25 protein-coding genes are annotated in these 24,078 nt (G+C 48.8%); 18 read left to right on the top strand and 7 right to left on the bottom strand.

What is annotated here, in order from left to right; translation table 11 throughout:
• Positions 1 to 31: 31 nt before the first annotated feature.
• Positions 32 to 313, bottom strand: coding sequence for a GNAT family N-acetyltransferase (locus tag PGL02S_RS23945; RefSeq protein ID WP_006209583.1), 282 nt, complete (start codon positions 311 to 313; stop codon positions 32 to 34).
• Positions 314 to 449: 136 nt separating this feature from the next.
• Here PGL02S_RS23945 and PGL02S_RS23940 point away from each other — a divergent pair, with 136 nt between their 5' ends.
• The 3 genes from PGL02S_RS23940 (at position 450) to PGL02S_RS23930 (ending at position 2,090) form a co-directional block, all read left to right on the top strand.
• Positions 450 to 761 carry a hypothetical protein gene (locus tag PGL02S_RS23940; protein ID WP_006209584.1) on the top strand — a complete coding sequence of 104 codons (312 nt, stop codon included), beginning with the start codon at positions 450 to 452 and terminating at the stop codon, positions 759 to 761.
• Positions 762 to 892: 131 nt separating this feature from the next.
• Positions 893 to 1,348 carry a VOC family protein gene (locus PGL02S_RS23935; RefSeq protein WP_036636972.1) on the top strand — a complete coding sequence of 152 codons (456 nt, stop codon included), beginning with the start codon at positions 893 to 895 and terminating at the stop codon, positions 1,346 to 1,348.
• A 145-nt stretch (positions 1,349 to 1,493) separates the two neighbouring features.
• Positions 1,494 to 2,090, top strand: coding sequence for a TetR/AcrR family transcriptional regulator (locus PGL02S_RS23930; protein WP_036636974.1), 597 nt, complete (start codon positions 1,494 to 1,496; stop codon positions 2,088 to 2,090).
• A gap of 1,095 nt (positions 2,091 to 3,185) precedes the next feature.
• Here PGL02S_RS23930 and PGL02S_RS23925 read toward each other — a convergent pair.
• Entirely contained in the window at positions 3,186 to 4,127 is a 942-nt protein-coding gene (locus PGL02S_RS23925) for an aldo/keto reductase (protein WP_036636976.1), read from the bottom strand.
• A 47-nt stretch (positions 4,128 to 4,174) separates the two neighbouring features.
• A complete protein-coding gene (locus PGL02S_RS23920) occupies positions 4,175 to 5,170 on the bottom strand; it encodes a Gfo/Idh/MocA family protein (protein ID WP_036636979.1) in 996 nt (331 codons plus the stop codon).
• Between the two features lie 122 nt (positions 5,171 to 5,292).
• On the opposite strand from PGL02S_RS23920, the gene PGL02S_RS23915 reads away from it, so the two are divergent.
• Positions 5,293 to 6,129 (top strand): AraC family transcriptional regulator, encoded by an 837-nt coding sequence (locus tag PGL02S_RS23915; protein ID WP_036636981.1) that lies wholly within the window; start codon positions 5,293 to 5,295, stop codon positions 6,127 to 6,129.
• Between the two features lie 172 nt (positions 6,130 to 6,301).
• Positions 6,302 to 6,892: a hypothetical protein gene (locus PGL02S_RS23910; RefSeq protein ID WP_036636984.1), complete on the top strand. Its 591-nt coding sequence runs from the start codon at positions 6,302 to 6,304 to the stop codon at positions 6,890 to 6,892.
• A gap of 69 nt (positions 6,893 to 6,961) precedes the next feature.
• Here the strand turns inward: PGL02S_RS23910 and PGL02S_RS23905 are convergent, their stop codons facing one another.
• Both PGL02S_RS23905 and PGL02S_RS23900 read right to left on the bottom strand, forming a co-directional pair.
• Positions 6,962 to 7,741, bottom strand: coding sequence for a hypothetical protein (locus tag PGL02S_RS23905; protein ID WP_255308665.1), 780 nt, complete (start codon positions 7,739 to 7,741; stop codon positions 6,962 to 6,964).
• A 233-nt stretch (positions 7,742 to 7,974) separates the two neighbouring features.
• Positions 7,975 to 8,586 (bottom strand): DUF1796 family putative cysteine peptidase, encoded by a 612-nt coding sequence (locus PGL02S_RS23900; RefSeq protein ID WP_036636989.1) that lies wholly within the window; start codon positions 8,584 to 8,586, stop codon positions 7,975 to 7,977.
• A gap of 715 nt (positions 8,587 to 9,301) precedes the next feature.
• Between PGL02S_RS23900 and PGL02S_RS23895 the strand changes: the two genes are divergently transcribed.
• The gene (locus PGL02S_RS23895; RefSeq protein ID WP_006209595.1) at positions 9,302 to 10,687 is read left to right on the top strand and encodes an MATE family efflux transporter; all 1,386 of its coding nucleotides are present in this window, start codon (positions 9,302 to 9,304) and stop codon (positions 10,685 to 10,687) included.
• A gap of 85 nt (positions 10,688 to 10,772) precedes the next feature.
• Here the strand turns inward: PGL02S_RS23895 and PGL02S_RS23890 are convergent, their stop codons facing one another.
• A complete protein-coding gene (locus tag PGL02S_RS23890) occupies positions 10,773 to 12,425 on the bottom strand; it encodes a CoA-disulfide reductase (RefSeq protein ID WP_036637492.1) in 1,653 nt (550 codons plus the stop codon).
• A gap of 261 nt (positions 12,426 to 12,686) precedes the next feature.
• On the opposite strand from PGL02S_RS23890, the gene PGL02S_RS23885 reads away from it, so the two are divergent.
• The 10 genes from PGL02S_RS23885 to PGL02S_RS23840 all read left to right on the top strand — a co-directional run bounded on the left by PGL02S_RS23885 (position 12,687) and on the right by PGL02S_RS23840 (position 20,209).
• Positions 12,687 to 12,947, top strand: coding sequence for a metal-sensitive transcriptional regulator (locus PGL02S_RS23885; protein ID WP_036637493.1), 261 nt, complete (start codon positions 12,687 to 12,689; stop codon positions 12,945 to 12,947).
• Between the two features lie 130 nt (positions 12,948 to 13,077).
• Positions 13,078 to 13,305: a sulfurtransferase TusA family protein gene (locus PGL02S_RS23880; RefSeq protein WP_006209597.1), complete on the top strand. Its 228-nt coding sequence runs from the start codon at positions 13,078 to 13,080 to the stop codon at positions 13,303 to 13,305.
• Positions 13,306 to 13,390: 85 nt separating this feature from the next.
• On the top strand, positions 13,391 to 13,876 hold the full coding sequence (locus PGL02S_RS23875) for a DsrE/DsrF/DrsH-like family protein (protein ID WP_036637495.1): 486 nt from the start codon (positions 13,391 to 13,393) through the stop codon (positions 13,874 to 13,876).
• Between the two features lie 44 nt (positions 13,877 to 13,920).
• Positions 13,921 to 14,280 carry a rhodanese-like domain-containing protein gene (locus tag PGL02S_RS23870; RefSeq protein WP_036637566.1) on the top strand — a complete coding sequence of 120 codons (360 nt, stop codon included), beginning with the start codon at positions 13,921 to 13,923 and terminating at the stop codon, positions 14,278 to 14,280.
• Positions 14,281 to 14,311: 31 nt separating this feature from the next.
• Positions 14,312 to 14,608 carry a rhodanese-like domain-containing protein gene (locus tag PGL02S_RS23865; RefSeq protein WP_036637497.1) on the top strand — a complete coding sequence of 99 codons (297 nt, stop codon included), beginning with the start codon at positions 14,312 to 14,314 and terminating at the stop codon, positions 14,606 to 14,608.
• Positions 14,609 to 14,713: 105 nt separating this feature from the next.
• Positions 14,714 to 15,289 (top strand): sulfurtransferase TusA family protein, encoded by a 576-nt coding sequence (locus PGL02S_RS23860; protein WP_036637500.1) that lies wholly within the window; start codon positions 14,714 to 14,716, stop codon positions 15,287 to 15,289.
• A gap of 112 nt (positions 15,290 to 15,401) precedes the next feature.
• Positions 15,402 to 16,529, top strand: coding sequence for an MBL fold metallo-hydrolase (locus tag PGL02S_RS23855; RefSeq protein WP_036637502.1), 1,128 nt, complete (start codon positions 15,402 to 15,404; stop codon positions 16,527 to 16,529).
• 160 nt (positions 16,530 to 16,689) lie between these two features.
• A complete protein-coding gene (locus tag PGL02S_RS23850; protein WP_036637504.1) occupies positions 16,690 to 17,472 on the top strand; it encodes a sulfite exporter TauE/SafE family protein in 783 nt (260 codons plus the stop codon).
• A 124-nt stretch (positions 17,473 to 17,596) separates the two neighbouring features.
• Positions 17,597 to 19,522, top strand: a complete 1,926-nt coding sequence (gene shc / locus PGL02S_RS23845) for a squalene--hopene cyclase (protein ID WP_036637506.1) — start codon at positions 17,597 to 17,599, stop codon at positions 19,520 to 19,522.
• Between the two features lie 84 nt (positions 19,523 to 19,606).
• Positions 19,607 to 20,209, top strand: coding sequence for a class I SAM-dependent methyltransferase (locus PGL02S_RS23840; RefSeq protein WP_036637508.1), 603 nt, complete (start codon positions 19,607 to 19,609; stop codon positions 20,207 to 20,209).
• A 23-nt stretch (positions 20,210 to 20,232) separates the two neighbouring features.
• Here the strand turns inward: PGL02S_RS23840 and PGL02S_RS23835 are convergent, their stop codons facing one another.
• The gene (locus tag PGL02S_RS23835; RefSeq protein WP_244892255.1) at positions 20,233 to 21,024 is read right to left on the bottom strand and encodes a helix-turn-helix domain-containing protein; all 792 of its coding nucleotides are present in this window, start codon (positions 21,022 to 21,024) and stop codon (positions 20,233 to 20,235) included.
• A 266-nt stretch (positions 21,025 to 21,290) separates the two neighbouring features.
• Here PGL02S_RS23835 and PGL02S_RS23830 point away from each other — a divergent pair, with 266 nt between their 5' ends.
• Positions 21,291 to 22,751, top strand: a complete 1,461-nt coding sequence (locus PGL02S_RS23830; protein ID WP_036637510.1) for a sulfatase family protein — start codon at positions 21,291 to 21,293, stop codon at positions 22,749 to 22,751.
• A 303-nt stretch (positions 22,752 to 23,054) separates the two neighbouring features.
• A complete protein-coding gene (locus PGL02S_RS23825; RefSeq protein WP_081742706.1) occupies positions 23,055 to 23,930 on the top strand; it encodes a formylglycine-generating enzyme family protein in 876 nt (291 codons plus the stop codon).
• The last annotated feature ends 148 nt before the right edge of the window (positions 23,931 to 24,078 follow it).

Below are 24,078 nucleotides of genomic sequence, written 5' to 3'. Positions count from 1 at the left end.
AATAGGATAGGATGCTGTTCCGATCCGGATGCTATTTGTAGAGCAATACGCGATCGTCCAGGTTTTTGTCAAAATAATGCCCGGCATAGGAGCAGGCGGGGATGATTTTCAGCTCTTCCTCGCGCGCATAATCTATGACCTTGCGGACAAGCTCGTCTGCAAGCCCTTGTCCCCGAAGACCTGGTGAAATATAGGTATGGTCGATGCTGATCACACCTTCTCCTTGAGGGGAGTAGGAGATTTCCGCTACTGTTTTTCCGTTATCTTCAAGAAAAAAACCTCCGGTTCTAGCCTGTATACTTTGTTTATCCATGATGTTCTGCCCTCCTTATATTTGGTTGTACTATACCCGTATTTGGCATGGATTAAACGGGAATAGCAGGTAGGCGAACACCCTTGGCGGGCCGTTTGCATACAATGCGATTAGAAGATAATGAAGGAGGAGCATCATGAACAATTATACCAATCAACAGCAAATGCTGTTTCAATGTGACCATCAGTTGGTGCATTCCATGAAGAAGCATAGAGAAAACGCTCATGCAGCCATGAAAAATGTCATGAATCGCAAGGTAAGAGTCCATACGATGGATGATGAAGCTTTTGAAGGTACAGTCATTAATGTAGATGCAAAGAATGTGTACATTCTTGTAGAACAAGGAAACAGAGGATTCTATCCCGGTTATCCTCCCTTTGGGCCCAATCCTAATGTAATATTACCGCTTGCATTGTTCAATTTATTGGCTGTCAGCTTGCTGTGGTAGCAAGCAGAAGAATTTGCAGTTAACGCTGCAGGTTCTTTTTTTTATGCGAAGGTATTGAAAATTATTGTTTACATACATACAGTATGTATGTTAAATTGGATTCATCCCAAATATAAGGAGATGTTTCCCATATGAAGCTTCAAGGATTTTATCCCGTTATTATGACAAAGCAAATAGCCGAAAGCGCAGAGTTTTACACGCGGCTATTTGGATTTGAGATTGTTTTTGAAGCCGATTGGTATGTAAGCCTGAAATGGGGAGAACAAGGGAAGAGCTCCTATGAACTCGCCATTTTGTCTAAAGATCACCCTACGGTTCCTTCCGCTTATCAGGCGAATGTACAAGGACTGCTTCTTAATTTTGAGGTGGCGGATGTTGATGCGGAGTACGAAAGGCTTATAATAAATGAGAAGCTGCCGCTTCATCTGGATATTCGGGACGAGGAGTTTGGCCAACGGCATTTCATTACCAGCGACCCGAATGGGGTGCTTATCGATGTTATCAAGATCATCCCGCCTTCACAGGCCTTTCTGAAGCAGTACAACGAGGATGTATGGTCATCCGACGAGAGCGGAGCTGGAAAATGAGTGTGTCCATCCCTGCATGATTGTTTTGTTAACGGAGCTGGCATATCTTCTATCGGATGAAATAAAGCCGCTTGCGTCTGAGTCTTAGGGCTGGTATCGTCGAATTTAATATCAGTATTTTTGTATAGGAGAGAACCTGCATACTATGAGAAGAAGCAAAAGCGAGACCCATGGGACCATTCAACTGCTGCTGAAGGTAGCCAGAGCCCACTTTACGGATAAGGGTTATGCGAATACAGCACTGGAGGAGGTTGCTGACGAAGCCAAGGTTACTCGCGGCGCGCTGTACCATCATTTTAAGAATAAACAAGGTTTATTCCTTGCCGTGCTTGAGTTAGTGCAAATGGAAATTGCAGATCGGGTAGAGCAGGAAGCGACTAGCTCAGAGGATCCTTGGAATCAGCTGCTGCTTGGCTGTCGTGCCTTTATCACTGCCGTGGTAGAACCGCAAAACAAGCGAATCATGCTTATTGACGGTCCCAGTGTTGTGGGCTGGGAGGCTTGGCGCGAGATGGACGAGCAGAATTCGATGACTCATCTGAGAGAGCAGCTGGTCTTGATGCAGGAACAGGAAATTCTGAAGCCGGTTCCTGTGGATGCATTAACCCATGCCTTGTCAGGGGCGCTAAATGAATGCTCGCTATGGATCGCACAGATGCCGGAAACGGCTGGAGGCCTTCAGGAAACGATGGATGTGATAACAGGAATGCTCGAGGGATTCAGGATGAAGTCCTTGGCCTGAAAGCCATGTAAGCGAAGAGAATTAAGAGAAACCGATCCTGAACCAGGGTCGGTTTTTTGGCCTTGTGGATCTCGGAATGATTATTATGGGGCGTGAGGAGTGAAGGGGCTTTTGCAGAGATCAGGTGAGCCGTAGAGTAACAGTGTAAGCAGTAGGGCAACAAGGAATAGGTGAGCAATAGACACAAGGTAAGTAGAGCTAAAGAATGGGCAGTAGGGTAACAGGGTGAGCATTAGAGGCAGTAGAGTACAAGGTAAGTCTAGAGCAACGGGAGAGCAGTAGAGTAACAAGGAGAGCAGGTAGAGTAACAAGGAGAGCAGGTAGAGTAACAAGATGGGCTGACGAGCAACAGGGTGAGCAGTAGGGCAACTAGATGAACAGTAGAGCAACAGAGTAGGCAGTAGAGTACAAGGTAAACCGTAGAGCAACGGGGGAGCAGTAGGGCAACAAGGAGAGCAGGTAGAGTAACAGTATAGGCAGTAGAGTACAAGGTAAGCCGTAGAGCAACGGGGGAGCAGTAGGGCAACAGGTGAGCAGTAGAGTAACAGTGTAGGCATTAGAGTACAAGGTAAACTGTAGAGTAACAAGATGAGCAAACGAGCAACAGGATGATCAGTAGGGCAACTAGATGAGCAGTAACGCAACAGAGTAGGCAGTAGAATATCTTACGGACCTCATGGCCGTTATATGCTAATATCGTGCTCTATTCCAAATCTAACGGACCAGAGATACGCTATACAACCATAATCCGCCTTGAATACCCGTTTTTACTGTTAATTAGGACTCTGGTGTCCGTTAGTTTTATAAAAGAGGCGGATATTTTCGAATAACGTCTGCTTAGTCCGTTAGAAATTTTGGTTCTGGTTCGAAGCATACGTTGGACAAATGACTGTAGGCATGATAACGCTTAAGCAGTGGTATCGATTTAAGTGAGTGGTTTTAGGTGAAATGATCCGGATGCAGAAAAACTCCAACCTTTGGATAGGGGTTGGAGTTTTGGTTTGGATACATGGAATTACTCTTCACGATCTTCAATTGCAAGGGTAACGTTGTTAGTATTTGGACGGTAAAGTTGGACCCATACATTGTGTGTGATCAGGACATCTGATCCGTTGTAAGATCCAACCAGTCCAATTCTTCTTTTGTCAGCTGAATAAGAGATCCTTCATCACAGGATTTTAATTCATCTGCTGACTGTGCACCGATTAGCGCACAGGTTGGGAATGGCTGGTTCAACACGTATGCCAAAGCGATCTGTATGGCTGTCACATTTTTGGATGCTGCCAGTTGTTTGGCCCGCTCTAACCGCTTCCAGTTCTCATCGCTGTAGAATACCCGCACAAGGTCAGCATTGTCTCGAATCTCCGGCGTGAATCGGCCGGTGAAGAATCCTCTGGCTTGAGAAGACCAGGAGAGGAGCGGGAATTGCTCGGACTCATGCCAAGCGCAGGTTTCGGCGTCCGCCGAGACACAGCCTTTCCAGAACGGTTCATTCGGCTTGGCCAGACTTAGATTGGGACTGCTGAAGGAGAATCCGACCAGTCCATTTGCGGCGGCATAGTCATTAGCATCACGGATACGCTCCCATGTCCAGTTGGATACCCCGATGGCCCCCACACTGCCATTCGCAATGTATTCATTCAACGCTTCAATCACTTCGCCTGCTGGAACAGAGGGGTCATCACGGTGCAGCGCGTACAGATCGATGTAATTCGTTTGGAGTCTCTCAAAGCTTATGGTGATATCGTGTTTAATATCTTTTTTGCTGACACGCGGTCCGTTCTGATCGTGATGGGCGCCCTTGGTCAAAATGACGAGCTGATCACGATTTCCTCTTTCCTGCATATAACGGCCGATGACTTCTTCGCTTTGACCTCCGCAATAGATATGCGCGGTGTCAACGGAATTGCCGCCTATAGCGAGATAGGCGTCCAGATTAGCAGCGGCTTTCTCATACGAATCATGATAGAAGTAGTCCGTTCCTTTCATCAGTGCAGAGACCGGTTTGTCTAATCCCTTGATTGATATATATTTCATATTCATATCCTCCTTGGGGGTGTAATTACAGCACAATTACAGCACAATTACAGCACTATTCTCTTTCGCTCATGGGCGGATTGCAGGCAAGCGTCGATGACTTTCATGTTGTGGATGGCATCTTCCGTCGGGAAACGGAGGGGCTTGTTGTTTAATATGGCTTCGGCCATATGGTCACCCTGCTCACTGTATGCGTTTGCATGAGGAACCTCGATTTCTTTGCGACCGTCTCCGGTCGTTAAGAAGAAGTTAGCACCGTTCTCGGGCAGGCTGTAGGCGAAGGGGACTTCAATCAGGCCTTCCGTGCCCACGACTTCAAGCGGGTTCCGATATGCTGCCCACATCCCACAGTCAAACGTAAGAGAAACATCACCTTCGAATTCAATTAATCCGGAAGCCATCATATCAACATGATCATGTTCCGGCGAGAAAAAGGCTTGGACGGTGACGGCTTCGGGTTCACTATCCAGTAGAATACGCGCGGCGTTGATCGGATAACAACCGACATCATAGATGGAACCGCCGCCCCAGTCCTTGCGAAACCGGACGTTCCCATGATTGGCTGAACTGTTAAACGTGAACGCACTGCGGATGCCCCGAACCTCTCCGATGGCTCCTGAAGTGATAAGCTCTTTGATCATGTCATACCTCGGGTGGTAACGGTACATAAAGGCTTCAGCTAGAAGCACGCCTGCTTTAGCCGCCGCCTCGGCCATTTCTGCTGCCTCAGCTTCAGTCAAGGCGAGCGGTTTCTCGCATAGAATGTGTTTGCCGGCTTCCGCTGCGCGGATGCTCCATTCTTTATGCAGATGATTCGGGAGCGGTATATAGATTGCATCTATGGAAGAATCCGCTAGCAAGGATTCATAACTGCCGTATGCAGTCGGGATATTTAATTCCTCTGCCGCCTGTGTGGCTTTATCCTGATCTCGGCTAGCAATGGCAGCGACTTCATTCAGACGGGATTGCTGTAATCCGGGAACGACCGAACGTTTGGCAATGCTGGCACATCCCAGTATTCCCCAACGAAGTTTCTGGCTCATGTTCATCAGCTCCTATACGACTTATTAAGATTATATTGTGATTATAAAAGACAGGAATTAAAATTGATATAATATTATTTTGTAGTGCGATATAACAATATTGTCATTCAAGGAGCGTTGCGATGAAACGACAAAGCCACCTGCTGACCCTCCCGTTAATGCCGTTCTTCTGCCTGCCGGAATCGGTTGGAATATACCGGGATGAACCGGATCATACCGTAACCCGGGCCGCCGGGTCTTTAAACAATTTTAACATCCATTATGTTGCTTCCGGCAAAGGATGTATTGAAATCGATAATGTGGTTCATACGTTGGGTCCCGGAGAAGCCGTGCTGTATTTTCCTATGCAGGCTCAGCGTTATTACAGCAGCGAGGACGACCCTTGGGATGTGCGGTGGTTCCATTTTTATGGAAGCGGTTTGCAGAATTATTTTATCGAGCGTGGATTTCATAAGAGTCAATTATGGAGCATTCGTCAGCCGTCTGCGTTTGAGGAAGCACATGAAGCTCTATTAACCGAGGCAGAGACCCATCGTATGCTCAAACCCGCACAATTGTCCACGTTGACTTATTCCCTGCTCGCCGTATTCGTAGAGCAGGCTTCCGCGTTATCGGACAATAAATCCAATAGCTCGGCGAACCGAATTCTGGAGCTGCTGCCGATCATGCAGCAGGAGGCTGCGCAGCCGTTTATTCTGGAAGAGTGGGCGGCCAGGCTTGGCGTAACGACCTACTATTTTTGCAAATTGTTCCGCAACGTGATGGAGATGACCCCGATGGATTTTGTAACACGATGCCGCCTTCAAATGGCAAAGCAGTGGCTGCTCGATCACAAGGAAAAAACGATCGGACAAATTGCAGTGGAAGCGGGTTATCCCAGTGTCAGCTATTTTAACAAGCGATTTATGGAGCATGAAGGCATGACACCATCTTCCTATCGTCGCTTATATGGGGTATAGTTATCTATATTACGTTGTTGGGTCAGGGATAGAACTCGACTTAGGTCCAGGTCCTAATCACACCTATGGTCGGTTATGAAAATGGCTTGCCTCTACTACAATGAAGTTAACGAAGGATTTGACGAAATCCGGATCCAAGTGAAATATGTAAATGTATGTGGGGGAAAGCCAAATGACCGATAGCAAAAATATATACGTTCTGCTGACTGATACAGGTACGATGTTTACCAAATTGATTAAACGAATTACTGCCGCACCATATAACCATGCTTCGCTGGCATTGGATGAGAATCTGAATGAAGTATTCAGTTTTGGCCGGAAATGTGCCAACAATCCCTGGAGCGGTGGATTTGTGGAGGAGGATGTCTATGAAGGAACATTCCGGCACTTCCCCGGCACGCGCTGTGCTCTCCTTCGTCTCCAGGTTGCTAGTCAGCAATATGAGGCAGCAAGAAGCGTGATTCAGCATTACAAGGATGAAGAGGATGCTTACGGCTACAATCTCATCGGAATGATCGGTGTTCTGATGAGACTCGATATCACACGGGAACGCTCCTACTTCTGTTCGCAGTTTGTAGCCGAGGCGATGAAGCAGAGCAGAATCCACTTGTGGGACCGTCCTTCTTCAGCGGTAACGCCGCATGATTTTTTCCAGCATCCGGCGTTCGAAATCGTATATGAAGGGATGTTATATGATTATCCGCTGCTCGATGAGTCGAGACTGGCCGGGGTCCATTACCCATTGCAGGCCACAGCACGTTAACTATATCAAGGCACCCATACAATCCAGTGAAACTTCTGCCTGCCGCAGAGGTTTTTTTGTATCTCGGGCTCATTTTAATTGTGCATTAGCGCGTGTGATGATGGTCTCGATTTTCTGTTCATATTGGTAGATGCTTTTCTTCTTCGTCAGAATCTGACCGGAGAGGGTTAATAAACGGGACAGGGTGTCGCTGGTTCTGGCAGATTCTTTGGCCTTCACAGCTGCTTTGAAGTTTTTCCACTCGGTTTCCATCAGTTTGTTTGGAGTGGATATAGCACTCTTGTCGCCTTTGATTTTGCTTTTGTACGGATCCATCTCGGATAGGATAGAGCGGATCTTAGCGGCTTTGGACGTTCTCTCTTTCTTGGCGGCCGTAAGCGCAGCTTGTTTGTTTCGAATATCCTGACGTCCAAGGCCAACCAGAATTTTCATTCCGTCGGCTTGTGATTGCAGCAGCTTGGACAGCGATTTATCTTTAAGTTTCCTGGCTGCGGTAATTTGCTTGTTCAGGGCGGTATATCCATTAAACAATGGTTGGTATTTAGTCTTGGCTGCCTGGAGCTGTTCCTCCAGTTTATGGATATGGTCCTTGTCGATATCATTGATTTGCTTGCGTGTTTCCGAAGTTCTTGCTTCATTAGCATATCGAAGAGCGGAGATTCGATCGTCCCAATCCATCGCCTGCTTGCGTTCTGATTTAAAATCATCGTACTGCTTGATGAGTCTGGAACCGATGGTTCCCGGAGCACGTTCAGCTGTGGCTTTAAATTGAGCGTTTACCGAATCGGTGAACTCAATCGTTGACGCATCTGCGAAATGAATGGGAGCAGCAGCAAACAACAGAATCATAACAAGGCATGAAAACAGCATTCTTCTAAACATAAACATCGCTCCTTAATTCAAAGATGATCTCCAGCGCAGCAAGTAAATGACGCAGAGATAGCCGGATCCGCGACAAAAAAAGCACCCATAAGAAAGGCGCGGTTAGACGCCAGACTTACGGGTGCTTCCTTCGTAAGAGATTCCGATTCTTTTTTTGTAAATATACGGGAAAAATATGAATTTGTCAAACGTTTATTCCCTTACTTAAGTGAAAACCTTCCAAGTACAGCCTTCCAGGCATCAAAATCCCCCTCCCAAGTGGCCCCTTTCGGTATTTGAATAATGAGAACCTGGTCAGAGAACGATGGGAGCTGCACGATGTGCGGAGCATTGCCAAGCATGACAAATAACAGGGTTACGTTTGGGTTTGAGTATGTTTCACGAATAGCTTGATCAATCGTTTCAGCATCTTTTTTATGCGGGATGATCCGCACGAGGAGTGTGTTTTGAGTAGAATTCAAACAGCTGTTAAACCGTTCGATCCTTCTGTCCAGGCGTTCGCGAAAGGCAGGGTAATCAAACAGCGGGCGCTCCTCCGGATCGTTCTTGAAATCATGAAAGGACAAGCAGGAAGAGTGTTTGTCCCGTACATAGTAACAATTCACGGATTTGCCGTAGATGTCCAGATTATCCCGCAGCATGAATTCGCTGAATTGATTTCTAATGACTTTGCAAAATTCACTGGTCGAGGCGAAGTTGAACCAATCCCAGGGCCCTGCCATCTTGCGCAGCTTGTTTCTTCTAAGCTGAACAGCGACTTGACAGTTGTATCCGAGACTGAAAATGGCATCAAACGAAAGATGGGTTGTCATGCTACCAGACCTCCTTAAATCTATCATATGTATTTTGATAGAGATGGTAAGGGGCAACGACCACGGGAAGGCGTGGAGTACAGCAACAACTACAAATATTATGTCTAAAAAACTGTACATTGAGGAAAAGTTACCTGAAAAAACAAGCCGCGAATGTGAACTGCTCCCCAATTGTTAGATACACTCTAACAGTTGAAGGTTCAGTTCAGTGGCACACAGCTCGTTTTTCGTATAATTCATATTTTTCCGAGAATGACAACGACTGTTGAAGAAATAAGAATCTGCTTAATGTAGATTCAAGCTAATTCTTGAATGAACCTGCTGCCATATTATTTCTCTCCGGTTATTAACTTCGCTTCCGCAAATACCGCACCAAAGATACCACCTCCTACGCACTAACGGAGGGTGCACCCTCTTCTGCTGCGTTATATAGGATTACAACCTGCAGGCTCTTGGGAAGCTCCGTATATCAGCGGTTTACGGTCTTTTGCTGTGGCGCACATCCGTTGACAGGACTCGGGTCTGGTGATATCCTCCAATCAAAGACGGGGTTTATCCGGGATCAAATGAATTCATCCGTATCTGTCCCCTTGGCGAGGGAGTGAGCTCTCCCATGAGGAACAGTTGCGGCGGCATTTTCTATATACCGTTAGCCTGAAGCTCTTCGTATGAAGAGTTTTTTCTTTATATTACAGCGAAAAGAATGTGATGACAGATGCTGGTTCGATTACGAACCCAAATGAACGGCTTGCTTCAAAGAAATTTATCCGGGGAGTCGATGGATTACCGACAGATCTTGGCTCTGTTCTTCCCGATTCTGATCGATCAGGCGTTTATTATTGGCTTGAATTTGGTCAATACGGCCATGATCAGCTCATCGGGGGTAGCGGCTGTCAGCGCCGTGAACATGGTGGATTCCCTGAATATATTCCTGATCAATGTGTTTGTGGCGGTGGCCACCGGGGGAACCGTCGTGGTGGCGCAGTATAAGGGAAGCGGCAATGCCCTGATGGTATCAAGGGCTTCCGCGGCTACGGTAACTTCGGTTGCGATGATTGCGTTAGGGATTGCACTGTTGATTATTGGGCTTCACCAGCCTGTTCTGAATCTGCTATTTGGCTCAGCCTCACCTGAAGTGCTTGAGAGTGCGCGAATTTATCTGATCGGAAGCAGCACCTCCTTCATCGGGATTGCAGTGGTGCAGGCGGTTTGCGGTGCACTGCGGGGGATCGGCAAGACCCGGGCGTCGCTTGCGTTGTCGTTAATCATGAACCTGCTCTACGTTCTGCTTAACATCGTATTCATCACGCTCCTGAATATGGGCGTTATGGGGATGACGCTGGCCGTGAACATCGCCCGCTTTGCCGGTGCAGCCTGCGCACTGTACTACCTGTTCAGAGTAGACGCAACGCTCCATATCCGCCTGCGCGACCTGTTTCATTTTCCAATATCCATGCTGCGCAAGATTATGTTTATCGGGCTCCCGTTCGCTGCGGAGCAGATGTTTTTTAACGGGGGGAAATTGTTAACCCAAGTATTTATCGTTAGCCTGGGTACTTACGCAATCGCAACGAACGCCATCGGTTCTTCGCTTGCTGCGGTATTCCAAATTCCAGCGAGTGCATTGTCCTTAACGATCGTAACCGTGGTAGGTCAGTGCATCGGTCGTGGAAATATTGCGGATGCCCGCAAATTCATCAGATCCTTTTTATGGCTGGGCGCATTTTCGCTCGCCCTTATGGGACTGATTCTCATGCCCCTGTACAGGCCGCTGGTGGGATTGTTCAACCCGCCTCCGGAGATTGTGAACGATCTGTTTGTCGTACTGCTGATTAATACGCTGGTACAGGTGCCGTTATGGTCGGTTAGTTTTATACTGCCATCGGCGCTTCGGGCAGCGGGCGACTCCAAATTCACTTCGATTACGTCGATGCTGACCATGTGGTTGTTCCGGGTCATTCTCGGATATATTATGGGGATTGTCCTAGGCTATGGCATTCTCGGTGTGTGGCTCGCGATGAACTGCGAATGGGGTGTGCGGGGAGCTATTTTCCTATGGCGATTCCGTGGAAAGAAATGGTATGCGCATAAGTTAATTTAGGTGATTCTATATGCTTGTTAAGGAAAAAGCCCCGAAACCGGGGCTTTTTACATACTCTTTCATAGCCTGACCAAGGCGGGCCCGGTTAGGATGACTTATAAACCGAAGCGTACGTTTTCCAGCCGCCGTCCAGGTTTTTTACACGGAAGCCATGCTCAGTCAGTATGCGTGCTGCCAAATAGCCGCGCAGCCCTACCTGGCAGGTTACATACAAGGTTTCGTTCTGCGGCAGATCTTTCAAACGGCTGCGCAGGTCGTTCAGCGGGATGTTGATAGAGCCTTCAATATAACCTGCTTCCCGCTCGCTGGGTTCACGCACGTCAATTAAGGTGGCGCCGCTTGAGACCAAGTCGTTCATTTCAAACCATTGTACGGTTTCAACCAACCCATCCAGTATGTTGGATGCAACATATCCGGCGTAATTGATGGGGTCCTTGGCAGAGGAATAGGGGGGAGCGTACGCAAGCTCCACCTCCGTCAGATCCCACACGTTGAGGTTGCCCTTGATCGCTGTAGCAATCACATCGATTCGTTTATCCACCCCATCTGTCCCAACCGCCTGTGCGCCGTAGATTTGTCCGCTTTCCGGATGGAACAGCAGCTTCAACGAGATTGGATACGCCCCGGGGTAATATCCGGCATGAGACAAAGGATGAATGTGGATGGCCTGATAAGGGATATTCATCTGCTTGAGTCGTTTCTCATTGGAACCCGTAGCCGCTACCGTCAGTTCAAAGACTTTGGCAATCGAGGAGCCAAGGGTGCCCTTATAACTGCTGCTTTTCCCATAGATACGGTCTGCGACAAGGCGTCCCTGCTTGTTGGCAGGTCCTGCGAGAGGAATGATGGCAGGGCTTTGGTGAATGTAATCATTCACCTCAATGGCATCACCGATGGCATAGATATGGGGATCGGACGTTTGCATATGGGCATTCACACGAATGCCGCCGCGTTCATTGACTCGCAGACCTGCTTCAACAGCCAGCACATTCTCGGGACGAACGCCAATAGACAGGATCGTCATATCGGTGGACACAAGCTGACCGCTGGAAAGCTCGATCCGGCTCCCTCCATCGTGAAAGGCTCGAACACCATCTTCCAGAATTAATCGGACCCCTTGTTCCATCAGATGTGAATGTACGATGGAGGCCATCTCGTAGTCTAGAGGAGCCATGACCTGGTTAGCCATTTCAATGAGTGTTACCTGAATACCATGTTCGGCCAGGTTCTCAGCCATCTCAAGACCTATAAATCCACCCCCAACGACAACGGCTTCCTTCGGCTTTTCTTTCTCTATATATTGTTTGATCCGGTCGGTATCCGGGATATTGCGCAGTGTGAATACGTTGCGGGATTCCGATAGGCCGGGTATATCCGGCACGATGGGCTTCGCCCCAGGCGAGAGAATCAGATAATCGTAACTTTCGGTATAGATATCCCCGGTTCTAAGGTTCTTAATGGTAACCTGTTTCTCTTGCCGCTGAATGGACGTAACCTCGCTTAAATTCCGTATATCCAATTGATACCGGCTGCTGAGACCAGGTACGGTTTGAACCAACAGCTTACTGCGTTCCTTAATCGTTTCTCCTATATAATATGGCAGACCACAGTTGGCAAACGAAATATATTCTCCCCGTTCCACTAAAATAATACTCGAACTCTCGTCCAGTCTCCGCAGCCTGGCAGCTGCCGAAGCTCCTCCGGCTACACCGCCGACAATGATGATTTTGTTGCCCATAGTATATTCCTCCCTATATTGGTGGATATTATGAATGGTTTTTTATATACCCTACGGGGTATCATAGCATAGAGCAGACATGAAGTGTGTGACAAAAATCAAAAAGGGGATAAGTTCAATGGATTCCAAATGAAACTTCATCATGAAGATGGAAATATCCCTACTCTTGACATCATACCCTCAGGGGTATATATTTAATGTCATGTAAATCAATAAGAATTATAGGGTAATTGAATTCGTATACAGACAGGAGGATTTGAGATGAATTACAATGATCAGATGAAAAATCGGGTGAAGCGCATTGAGGGTCAGCTGCGGGGCATTCTGAAGATGATGGAGGAGGACAAGGACTGCAAGGATGTGATTACCCAGCTATCGGCAGCGCGGACGGCGATTGATCGTACGATTGGCGTCGTAGTCAGCTCAAACCTTGTGGAATGTGTACAGAAAGCCGAAGAAAGCGGACAAGATACAGAAAAGCTTGTGGTTGAAGCGGTGAACCTGCTCGTACGAAGCAGATAACCGCCGTTGTTTTTTGTTGGAGCAGTAGGTTGGACCCGATCGCAGGGTTGACACACCGTCCATAACTGGATAGTATACCCCTATGGGTATTTAAATAGATCTTTTTCATTACGTGTAAGGAGGAATCATGATGAACGTGGATAAAGTATTGGATGCCACAGGTTTGGCATGTCCCATGCCGATCGTGAAAACGAAGCAGGAGATGAAGGGAATGGAAGCAGGCCAGGTGCTGGAGATTCATACAACGGATCCAGGCGCAAAGAGCGATTTGACGGCATGGGCCAAGTCGACTGGCAACGAATTGTTGGAACTTCAAGAGGACGGCGATGTGTTGAAATTTTGGATTAAGAAGGGATAATTTTTTTTGAGTTTTATTATACCCATAGGGGTATGAGGAAATGCAGTGGAATCTAACATTATGAATTACAAGGGGAGATCACGAGGTGACAGAAGCCAAAAAGACAACGATTGTTCTATTCAGCGGTGATTACGACAAGGCGATGGCTGCTTACATTATTGCGAATGGTGCCGCCGCCTACGATCATGAGGTCACGATATTTCACACCTTCTGGGGGTTGAACGCTCTTCGCAAGGATGAGGAGGTTTTACTGCCCAAGAAAAAGAGTTTTATGGAGAAAATGTTCGGAAAAATGATGCCGCGCGGGGCAGATAACATGGGACTCTCCAGAATGAATTTTGCGGGGATGGGTCCGAAAATGATTAAAGACGTTATCAAGAAGCACAATGCTGTTCCGCTGCCGCAGTTGATTGAACTGGCTAAGGAGCAAGACGTGAAGCTGGTTGCATGCACGATGACGATGGATCTTCTTGGTTTGCAAAAAGAGGAGCTGTTTGAGGATATTGAATATGCGGGTGTAGCCGGTTATCTGGGTGATGCCCAGGATGGCAACGTAAACTTGTTCATTTAATGAGCGATGGGCGATTGTACCTCAATATCAAGGGGGAATTCATGGTGAATATGTTAAATATCGTGTTCATTGCACTTATTATTTTATTTATCCTATGGAGAATTCTTCCTGCGAAGGGAGTCAGGCAGATTACGGCAGCCCAGCTCAAGGATGAACTGGCGGATCGGAACAAACAATTCATCGACGTCCGTTCACCGCGTGAATTCAAGGCAAATCATATTCGAGGCTTTCGTAATATTCCGCTGGATCAACTTCGGTTAAGCAGTGACTCACTTTTGAAGGATCAGGAAGTGGTATTGATCTGTCAGAGCGGCATGAGAAGCAGTAAGGCGGGGACATTGTTGAAGAAATCGGGTTTTGAGAAGGTAACGAATGTCAAAGGCGGTATGAGTACGTGGTCCTGAATATTAATATGAAGAGGGAGTGTATACAGGTATGAGAGAGATTTCTCCTAAAGAAGTAGAGAAGAAGCTGGAAGAGGGAACAATCCTGCATATTATCGATGTGCGAGAGACGGAAGAAGTCGCAGAAGGAAAAATTCCAGGCGCAGTCAACATTCCACTTGGTTTGGTTGAATTTCGTAAGCAGGATTTGGATCAGTCGAAGGAGTACATTGTGGTTTGCCGATCCGGCGGTCGCAGCGGCAGGGCGACGGAATACTTGGAGGGTCAGGGCTATCAAGTCATCAATATGACGGGCGGCATGCTCGCATGGGAAGGCAAGACCGAGTAGGCTGGTTTTCGGTATAACCGTAACAGGTGTGTTTGCCGCACCTTTTTTTTGGAATGAAATATACCCTGGGTGGTATAAAAAAATAGAATGGAGGCTCGAAACGATATGGCCGGAATTGATTCCAATGTAAAGCTTGACGCGAAGGGGCTGGCTTGCCCGATGCCCATCGTTCGTACGAAAAAAGTGATGAAGGAACTTGAAGGTGGCCAAGTGCTGGAGGTTGAGGCGACTGACAAAGGGTCCAAGGCCGACCTGAAAGCGTGGGCGGAAAGCACGGGACACCATTATCTTGGAACGATTGAAGAGGGTGACGTGCTGAAGCATTACCTGCGCAAGTCTTCAGGGGAGGAGTCGGCGGAACGATCCTACCCGCATGTGGCTACTAATGCGCAATTGGAAGAGAAGCTGCAATCCGGCGCATCGGTCGTGATTCTCGATGTGAGGGAAACGGCGGAATTTGCCTTCAAGCATATTCCGAATGCAGTGTCCATTCCGCTTGGCGAGCTGGATCAGCGATTGAGTGAACTGAATCGGCAGGACTTCATTTACGTTATCTGCCGCACGGGAACCCGCAGTGATATGGCGGCGCAAAAGCTTGCCGCAAGCGGATTTACAAGTGTACTAAACGTAGTGCCGGGAATGAGCGGCTGGAGCGGAGCAACGAAGGGCTTGGACGAATAAGCTGATGGATCACAGGGTGCTGGGTGCCTATGCAAGACTGACGGTTTGATAGGGCGTAGGATATGCAGGTTGATGGCGCGAGGCATTATAAATCTACGGGAGGAATTTCAACATGACAGTACGAGAAATGCAAGCACAAGAACTTGCCATGAAGGCAATTCATAAAGAAAGTCAGTTTATTCTGGATGTTCGCAATCCTTCGGATTTTGAAGAGTGGAAGATTGAAGGTGAACAATTGAAGCATCTGAATATACCCTACTTTGATCTGATCGACGGGGTAGAGGATATTCTGGATCAGATTCCGTCAGATCAAGAGGTGCTCGTGGTATGCGCCAAGGAAGGCTCCTCGGTAATGGTGGCTGAGATGCTGGCCGAGCATGGCCGGAATGTGGCTTACCTGAAGGGCGGCATGAAAGCGTGGAGTGAACATCTGGTTCCGCTGAAGGTCGGAAACCTCGCAGACGGCGGTGAGCTCTATCAGTTTGTTCGGATAGGAAAAGGATGTTTGTCTTATATGGTGGTATCGAACGGTGAGGCTGCTTTGTTTGATCCGACCCGTATGACCGAGGTTTATCTTGAATTCGCTCGAAGCATCAATGCTGAAATCAGGCATGTGCTGGATACTCATCTGCATGCCGACCATATTTCCGGGGGACGAATGATGGCAGAGCAAACGGGTGCAGCATACTGGCTTCCTCCGAAAGACGCTGCTGAGGTCGTGTTTGAGTACAAACCGCTGCAGGATGGAGAAAAGGTAAGAATCGGCAGCACCACCATCAGCATCGAAGCGCTCTATTCTCCGGGTCACACCATCGGTTCCACTTCGTTTGTCATCGATGATCAGTACCTGCTGACAGGCGATATTCTGTTTATCGATTCCATTGGTCGCCCGGACTTGGCCGGCTTGGCAGAGGACTGGGTTGGCGATTTGCGAGAAACCCTTTATGCCCGTTACGCCGAATTATCGGATGATCTGACCGTGCTGCCAGCCCACTTTATGATCATGGACGAGCTGAACGAGGACGGGACGGTTGCGAAGAAACTGGGCGATTTGTACCGGGATAACCACGGCCTGAATATGTCCGATGAAGCAGAATTTCGAACACTGGTAACGAAGAATTTGCCTCCGCAGCCGAACAGCTATCAAGAAATTCGTCAAACGAACATGGGGAAAATGCTGCCGGACACCGACAAGCAGCGTGAGATGGAGATCGGGCCTAACCGCTGTGCGGTACGCTGATCTGGATGGATCGTCATTCGTTTGAACGACTCCATATTCAGAGTGATGAGGGATGATCACTTTATGACTCGATCAAGTAAACTTGATGAATGAACACAGATTGATGGGGAAAGGGAACCGGCACAGGTTCCCTTTTCCTAAGATATAAGGGGGCATCATGATGGAACTGAGCGCAATCTTCATCACCACCATATTTTCCATTGGATTCATTGGCTCGTTTATTTCAGGCATGGTCGGTATCGGCGGCTCGATTATCAAATATCCGATGCTGCTGTACATTCCGCCGTTGTTCGGGCTAGCGGCATTTACGGCGCATGAAGTGTCCGGAATCAGTGCTGTACAGGTGTTTTTTGCAACCATCGGCGGGGTGTGGGCATACCGCAAAGGCGGTTATTTAAACAAAACGCTCATTATCTATATGGGCTCAGCCATATTGCTGGGCAGCTTCCTCGGCGGTTTCGGCTCCAACATAATGAGTGAAGACGGCATCAATCTCATCTATGGAATCCTGGCACTCATTGCCGCCGTGATGATGTTCATTCCGAACAAAGGAGTGGACGATATACCGCTTGATCAGGTTACGTTCAACAAGTGGCTCGCCGCTGTGCTCGCGCTTATCGTCGGAATTGGAGCCGGGATCGTCGGAGCAGCCGGAGCTTTCCTTCTCGTACCCATTATGCTGGTTGTGCTGAAAATTCCAACCCGGATGACCATCGCCACTTCTCTCGCAATCACATTCATCTCTTCGATCGGCTCGGCAATAGGCAAGTTGACAACAGGACAGGTGGATTATGTTCCTGCACTCATCATGGTGATTGCCAGCCTGATTGCTTCCCCTTTGGGGGCATCGGCAGGCAAGAAAATGAATACCAAGGTACTGCAGATCATTCTAGCCGTGTTAATCCTGGCGACGGCCATCAAAATTTGGCTGGACATTTTATGATAAGCAGACCCTGGTCTCTATGGAGATTCATGATCGTTTCTGACGTTCCTTAAGCGGCACATCATTTCCTTATTCCTGCACTCATATAATGTTCATCATGAGGCTACGATGGAGGTACGAGAACATGAATGATGTACAGAGCGCGGTAGAAGAGGAAATAAACAAGCTGATTGATTTTTTCATACAGCGGCAGCATCAAGACGGGTCCTGGCATTTTTGCTTTGAGAACGGGATTACGCTGGATGCCTATGTCATAATCCTCTTTCGAATATTGGAGATTCAGAATGAAGAGCTTATCAGAGAATTGCATGATCGTATCCTTGCAGAGCAGCAGCCGGAAGGCTGTTGGCGCTGGTATCACGACGAAGAAGGAGGCAGCTTATCGGCTACTATTGATGCCTATTATGGGCTGCTCTACTCCGGATTCAGCAAATGGTCTGACGAACACATGGAACATACCAGACGATACATTCAATCGCAAGGCGGGCTGGGTAAATCCAAGAGCGTTTTGACAAAAGCGATCCTGGCTGCAACGGGCCAGCGAAAGTGGCCGGCGTCCATATCGCTCATACCGCTGGAGATCATTCTGTTTCCTGCCTATCTGCCCATCAATCTATATGAATTCTCAGGGTACTCCCGCATTCATCTCATTCCCATGCTCATTATGGCGGATCGGAATTTCTCCATATCTACGGAGACGGCTCCCGATTTGTCCGATCTGAACGATTCCCGCGATGATGACGATGATTCGTTACCCCAGGAAAATCGGGAGATTGGGGAAAGCATACGTATGGGCCTCAGCAGACTTCTCGGAACTCCTCGTTTCATCCATGAAGCCGCCTCAACCAAGGCGGAGAAGTTCATGCTGGATCGGATCGAATCGGACGGCACCCTCTATAGTTATGCGAGCAGCACCATTCTTATGGTATTTGCCCTGCTTGCGCTGGGCTATGATAAACGGCATCCCATCATCATGAATGCGGTTCAAGGGCTGACCGCGCTGCAGTGCCGCGTGGACGGCAAGGTCACGATTCAGAATTCGTCCTCGACGATTTGGGACACGGCTTTGATTTCCTATGCGCTGCAGGAGTCCGGCGTCGATGGTGATCAACAGACGACACAGCGGGCAGCAGCCTATCTCTTATCCAGACAACAGGATAAAACGGCGGATTGGAGCATTCATAACAGGGATACGGTTCCCGGCGGATGGGGCTTCTCCGAGACCAATACCTTGAATCCTGATGTGGATGACACGACTGCTGCTTTAAGAGCGATCCACTCGTTGTCGCATACCACGCCCATTTATCAGCATTCAACCAATCGGGGACTGAACTGGGTGTTATCGATGCAAAATAAAGATGGCGGATGGCCCGCCTTCGAAAAAAACACCGATAAGGAAATGCTGACGTGGCTGGCGATAGACGGTGCGAAATCCGCCGCCATTGACCCCTCCGGGGCCGACCTTACCGGACGCACGCTTGAATATCTCGGAAACTTTTGCGGATTCGGCATGAAGCATGATTTTATCAAACGAGGAACCGAATGGCTTATCACTCATCAGGAAAAAAACGGATCATGGTATGGAAGATGGGGGATCTGTTACATTTACGGCACCTGGGCAGCATTGACAGGTTTAGAGGCTGCCGGTCTGCCAGCGGACCATTCGGCGATTCAAAGAGGAGCCGCATGGCTCCTTGAGATACAGAATCCGGACGGGGGCTGGGGTGAATCCTGCACCAGCGATCGTGTGATGCAATACATGCCTCTAGGCCAAAGCACGGCATCCCAAACCGCGTGGGCACTCGATGCACTTATAGCGGTTCAGGCAGAGCCGTCCACTGCCGTTAACAGAGGGATAAACAGGCTCTTCGAATTGCTTCATGAAGACGACTGGACGGCCTCCTATCCGATGGGTGCCGGGCTTCCAGGCAGCTTCTATACTCACTATCACAGCTATCGGTACATATGGCCCCTCTTGACTTTAAGCCATTACAAGAAGAAATACGGGGTCATGAGGGGGCTCGCTGCAACCCTGCCTCAGCCATGGTAATATGGTATTAGACTCGATTGGTACAGGGCTGGTACAGATTCAGGCTCGAGGATAAAGTGAACGATAAAAAAGAGGTGTGAAACGATGAATCCATGGAATGAACGGTTTCAGGGGGAAGATTACGTATTTGGAACAGAAGCGAATGTATTCATTGCCGACATGCATAAGAAACTAGCACTCTCAGGTGATGCACTCGCTATTGCCGAGGGAGAAGGGCGAAATGCGGTTTATTTGGCTCGTGAAGGCATGAAGGTAACCGTATGGGATTTCGCGGAATCGGGCCTGGATAAAGCCAAACGGTTGGCCGCGGCAAACGGCGTGAGCATTCACACTGAGCTTGTGGATCTGCAGGAAGCACAATGGACGAAGGATCTGTGGGATGAAATCATTTGTGTGTTCGGGCATTTTCCGAAGGAACTGAGAACGAAGACTCTGGCCTGTGTGAAGGAAGCAGTGAAGCCGGGAGGCTACTTCCTTACCGAGGTTTATTCTGTTCATCAAATTCCTTATCGAAGCGGGGGACCGCAAGATCAACAGTTTTTATACACGCCAGCGGATATTCTCGATCCCTTTGCAGATTGGCGGATCGTGCATTTTTTTATGGGAGAGGTCGTTCGCCAGGAAGGGCAGGGACATCAAGGTCTGTCCCATGTCATTCAGTTCGCAGGACAGAAGCCGTTTAAGTGAATGAAAGCCAGGGATTTCTAGAATCAGGTGAATAGCTTGGAAATATCGGGCCGTTCACCTTGCAGTACATAGTCGGAGGGCGAAAGGCCGGTGTATTTTTTGAAAATGCGGTAAAAGTAGGACGTATCATAATAACCCAGATACTGCGCGATGTGAGCGATTGTCATGTCCGAATGAAGCAGGAGGCTGCAGGCCTCCAGCACGCGCAGCTGATGCATATACCGAATGGGAGAATGACCGTGCACCTCCTTGAAGAGGGCAGTAGCATAGTTGGGAGAGCGATGGATTAACTTTGCCAACGACTCGATTTCGATAGGGTCGCGGTAATGCTCCAGCAGATAAGATTTGATGGTATCCGCGTATTTGCGTTTGCTTGGTGCCAGCTCGGTCTTCTCGAGTTCACGGGCCAGCATGCCGATCAGCTCCTGCATAATGCCCAGGCAGATCATGGTACGGTAGCTTTTATCTCCCCGCATTTCTTCGTACAAACGCTCGCAGCGATGATACGCATATTGAATATGGGACAGGTTGAATTTTAGGCATTTCCCTTCATCCAGGAATGGGATGCCCGTAGGTTCATGACGATCCATTATAAAGAGGATGGTATGTTTCTGATGAGGTATGCCGTTCCAGTTCGTTCCGCTGCGTCTTGTCGATTGCGGGATAAAGAGTACGTCGTCTTTCTCTGCAATCATCTCTTCCCCATTCAGTTCGTACCTTACTTTGCCTTCTCTCACAACTACAAGGACGTTATATTCAATCGTCTCAAGCTGTGTCCGCCAGTTCGGAATGCAGTCATCAAAATTCACACTCATCAACTTGATCAATGGTCAGCACCTCACAGTGATTTTATACCTATAGCCTAGCATAGCCAGGCTCCCCAAGAGTAGTGAAATCATTGCTTTAATCGGACGATTGTTGAAAAAAGAAATAGAAATGTACAAGTAATGAATGAAATGTACATCGACGCTGCATGGAATCGTGGCCTATAATTTCAGTCAACTGCAAGAATATTTGTAAACGCTGACATGATCTGAAGAGAGTATATGCGAATTTAGATGAGGAAGGAAACGATGCGGATATGAGAGTGTTATTGCTGGATTTGGATTCTACCAGACCGGACCATCTGGGCTGCTACGGGTATCACCGGAATACATCGCCGAACATTGACCGGATAGCGGCAGAAGGCGTTCGCTTCGACAATTATTATACCTCGGATGCGCCTTGTTTCCCTTCAAGAACGGCATTAATGACAGGGAAGTTCGGTATTCATAACGGTGTTGTCGGTCATGGAGGAACGGCTGCTGACGTAAGGCATGAAGGCATTACCCGGGATTTCCGCGACAAGCTGGCCTCCGAGAGTTTCCCGGCTATTTTCCGGCGTGCCGGATTGAAGACGGCATTGATCAGTCCGTTCGGGGAACGGCATTCGGCCTGGACCTTCTATGCGGGCTTTAATGAAATGTATAACACCGGCAAGGGCGGTTTGGAATCAGCGGAAGAAGTATCCCCCGTTGTGCTGGATTGGCTGGAACGGAATGCGGATGAGGAGAACTGGATGCTGTACGTGAATTTTTGGGATCCGCATACACCGTATCGGGCACCCGAGTCGCTGGGAAATCCCTTCGAGCACGAACCTCTCCCTGACTGGATTACCGAAGATGTGCTGCAGGAGCATCAGAAGAAGGTGGGCCCGCACGGTGTGAACGAAATTAACATGTACAACAGCGAGGTATCCCCCGATTATCCGCGCCATCCTGGTGAGATCAGGTCGATGGAGGATTTACGTACGATGGTGGATGGTTATGATTGCGGCATTCGGCATATGGACGAGCATATCGGCGCTATTTTTGAATTGTTAAGCCACAAAGGCGTGTGGGATGATCTGATCATCATCATTACCGCGGATCATGGCGAGAATATGGGTGAGCTTGGAATTTATGGCGAGCATGGGACAGCGGATCAGGGAACCTGCCGCATTCCGATGATTATCCGGGGGCCTGGCATGATGAAGGGGGTAACGGATAACGAGCTGCACTATCATCTGGATCTGCTGCCTACGATGGCGGAATATATGAACGTTTCACCCGTGCAAAGCTGGGATGGCATCAGTTATGCAGAGAGTTTGCGAAGCGGGAAAGGGAGCGGCCGTGACTATCTGGTGGTATCCCAGTGTGCCCATGTTTGTCAGCGCAGTGTGCGATTCGGGGATTGGCTGTACATCCGAACGTATCATGACGGCTATCATCTGTTTGATAAAGAGATGCTGTTCCATATCCACGAGGATGTGCATGAACAGCACAATCTGGCGTCTGAAAGGCCGGACCTTTGCAGGGAGGCCGTATACCTGCTCAATGAATGGCATGATCATATGATGGCAACGATGCCTTTTGACGTGGACCCGCTGTGGACGGTGATGAAGGAGGGCGGCCCTTACCATGCCAAAGGTCATCTGCCTCGATACATCGAGCGTTTGAGAAACACGGGCCGCGGAGAAGCGGTTCCGGAGCTGATACGCCGCCATCCGCAGGAGTTGGCTTAGGGGATTAGAGAAAGGTTAGAACAGCGGGGCAGCCACGACAGAGTGGAGGTCCCGTTGTTTGCATGAAGAGGAGGCAGAGGTATGCAAGAACATCATGCTTGCTGTGCAGGTTCCAGGGAAAAGGTACAGCTTGCGGAAAGCAATGGGAAGGATCGACTTGATGGTAACCTGGGTGCAGCCATGGAGCGGGACGGAAAATCGAACGTGGCCAAGGATTGTGCTGGGAAACTGAGCGTAGCTAGAGAGCAGGATGGATCTCCGGGTGCAACCAAGGGACAGGATGGAAATCTGAGCAGAGCCAAGATGCATGATGCATATGCTGCACCCCATGCCAACATGGTTCACATCCCAGAGGGGAAATTTATGATGGGGACCGATACGAAGGAAGGGTTCCCACGAGACGGAGAAGGTCCTGCTCGGGGAGTAAGTGTATCTGGTTTTGAGATATCGCCATTTACCGTTACGAATGCGGAATTTCAACGTTTTGTAGAAACAACGGGTTATGTGACGGATGCGGAGAAATATGGATGGTCCTATGTGTTTGAGCTGCTGGCATCGGAAGAAACAAAGGCAAGCGTCGTCCAGGTCCCGCATGGAGTGCCATGGTGGCTGGTCGTTGAAGGAGCCTACTGGGCAGCGCCGGAGGGTAAAGATTCGAGTATTGAAGGTCGGATGGATCATCCGGTTGTGCACGTTTCCTGGAATGACGCGGATGTTTATTGCCAATGGGCGGGCGTGCGGCTTCCGACAGAAGCCGAATGGGAGTATGCGGCACGTGGCGGTTTGGAGGGCAGGACTTATCCATGGGGCGATCTGCTGAAGCAGGATGGCGAACATCAATGCAACATATGGCAGGGCAAATTCCCGGTCAAAAATAACGCCAGCGACGGATACATCGGTACAGCGCCGGTAGATGCCTACAAACCCAACGGTTACGGAGTGTATAACATGTCCGGCAACGTGTGGGAATGGTGTGCGGATTGGTTCAGTCCTGCCTATCATCAACAGACCTCTGCAGCCAACCCATTCTATGTGAAGCCAAGCGGCAGCAGATCGATGCGAGGCGGTTCGTATCTGTGTCATAAATCCTATTGCAACCGATATAGAGTAGCTGCGAGAAGCGGTAATACGCCCGACAGCTCAACGGGGAACTGCGGTTTCCGCGTTGTGAGAGGATAATGTGGAAGGCAGTTATCCAGGCATGTCTTCCACAATTTCATTATGAAAAAGTGTCCTGCCGTATTTTTCCTCAGGAATGCAGCCGCGGCATTCCTGCCCTTAGAGCAGCAAGTTCCTTTTGAGGACTTGGGGCTGCGGAACGCCCGCC

It is taken from the genome of Paenibacillus glucanolyticus NBRC 15330, assembly GCF_004000885.1.
In the GTDB taxonomy this organism is placed as follows: domain Bacteria; phylum Bacillota; class Bacilli; order Paenibacillales; family Paenibacillaceae; genus Paenibacillus_AQ; species Paenibacillus_AQ glucanolyticus.
The sequence above is the reverse complement of the archived record's forward strand: the minus strand, read 5'-3'. Positions and strand labels throughout refer to the sequence as shown.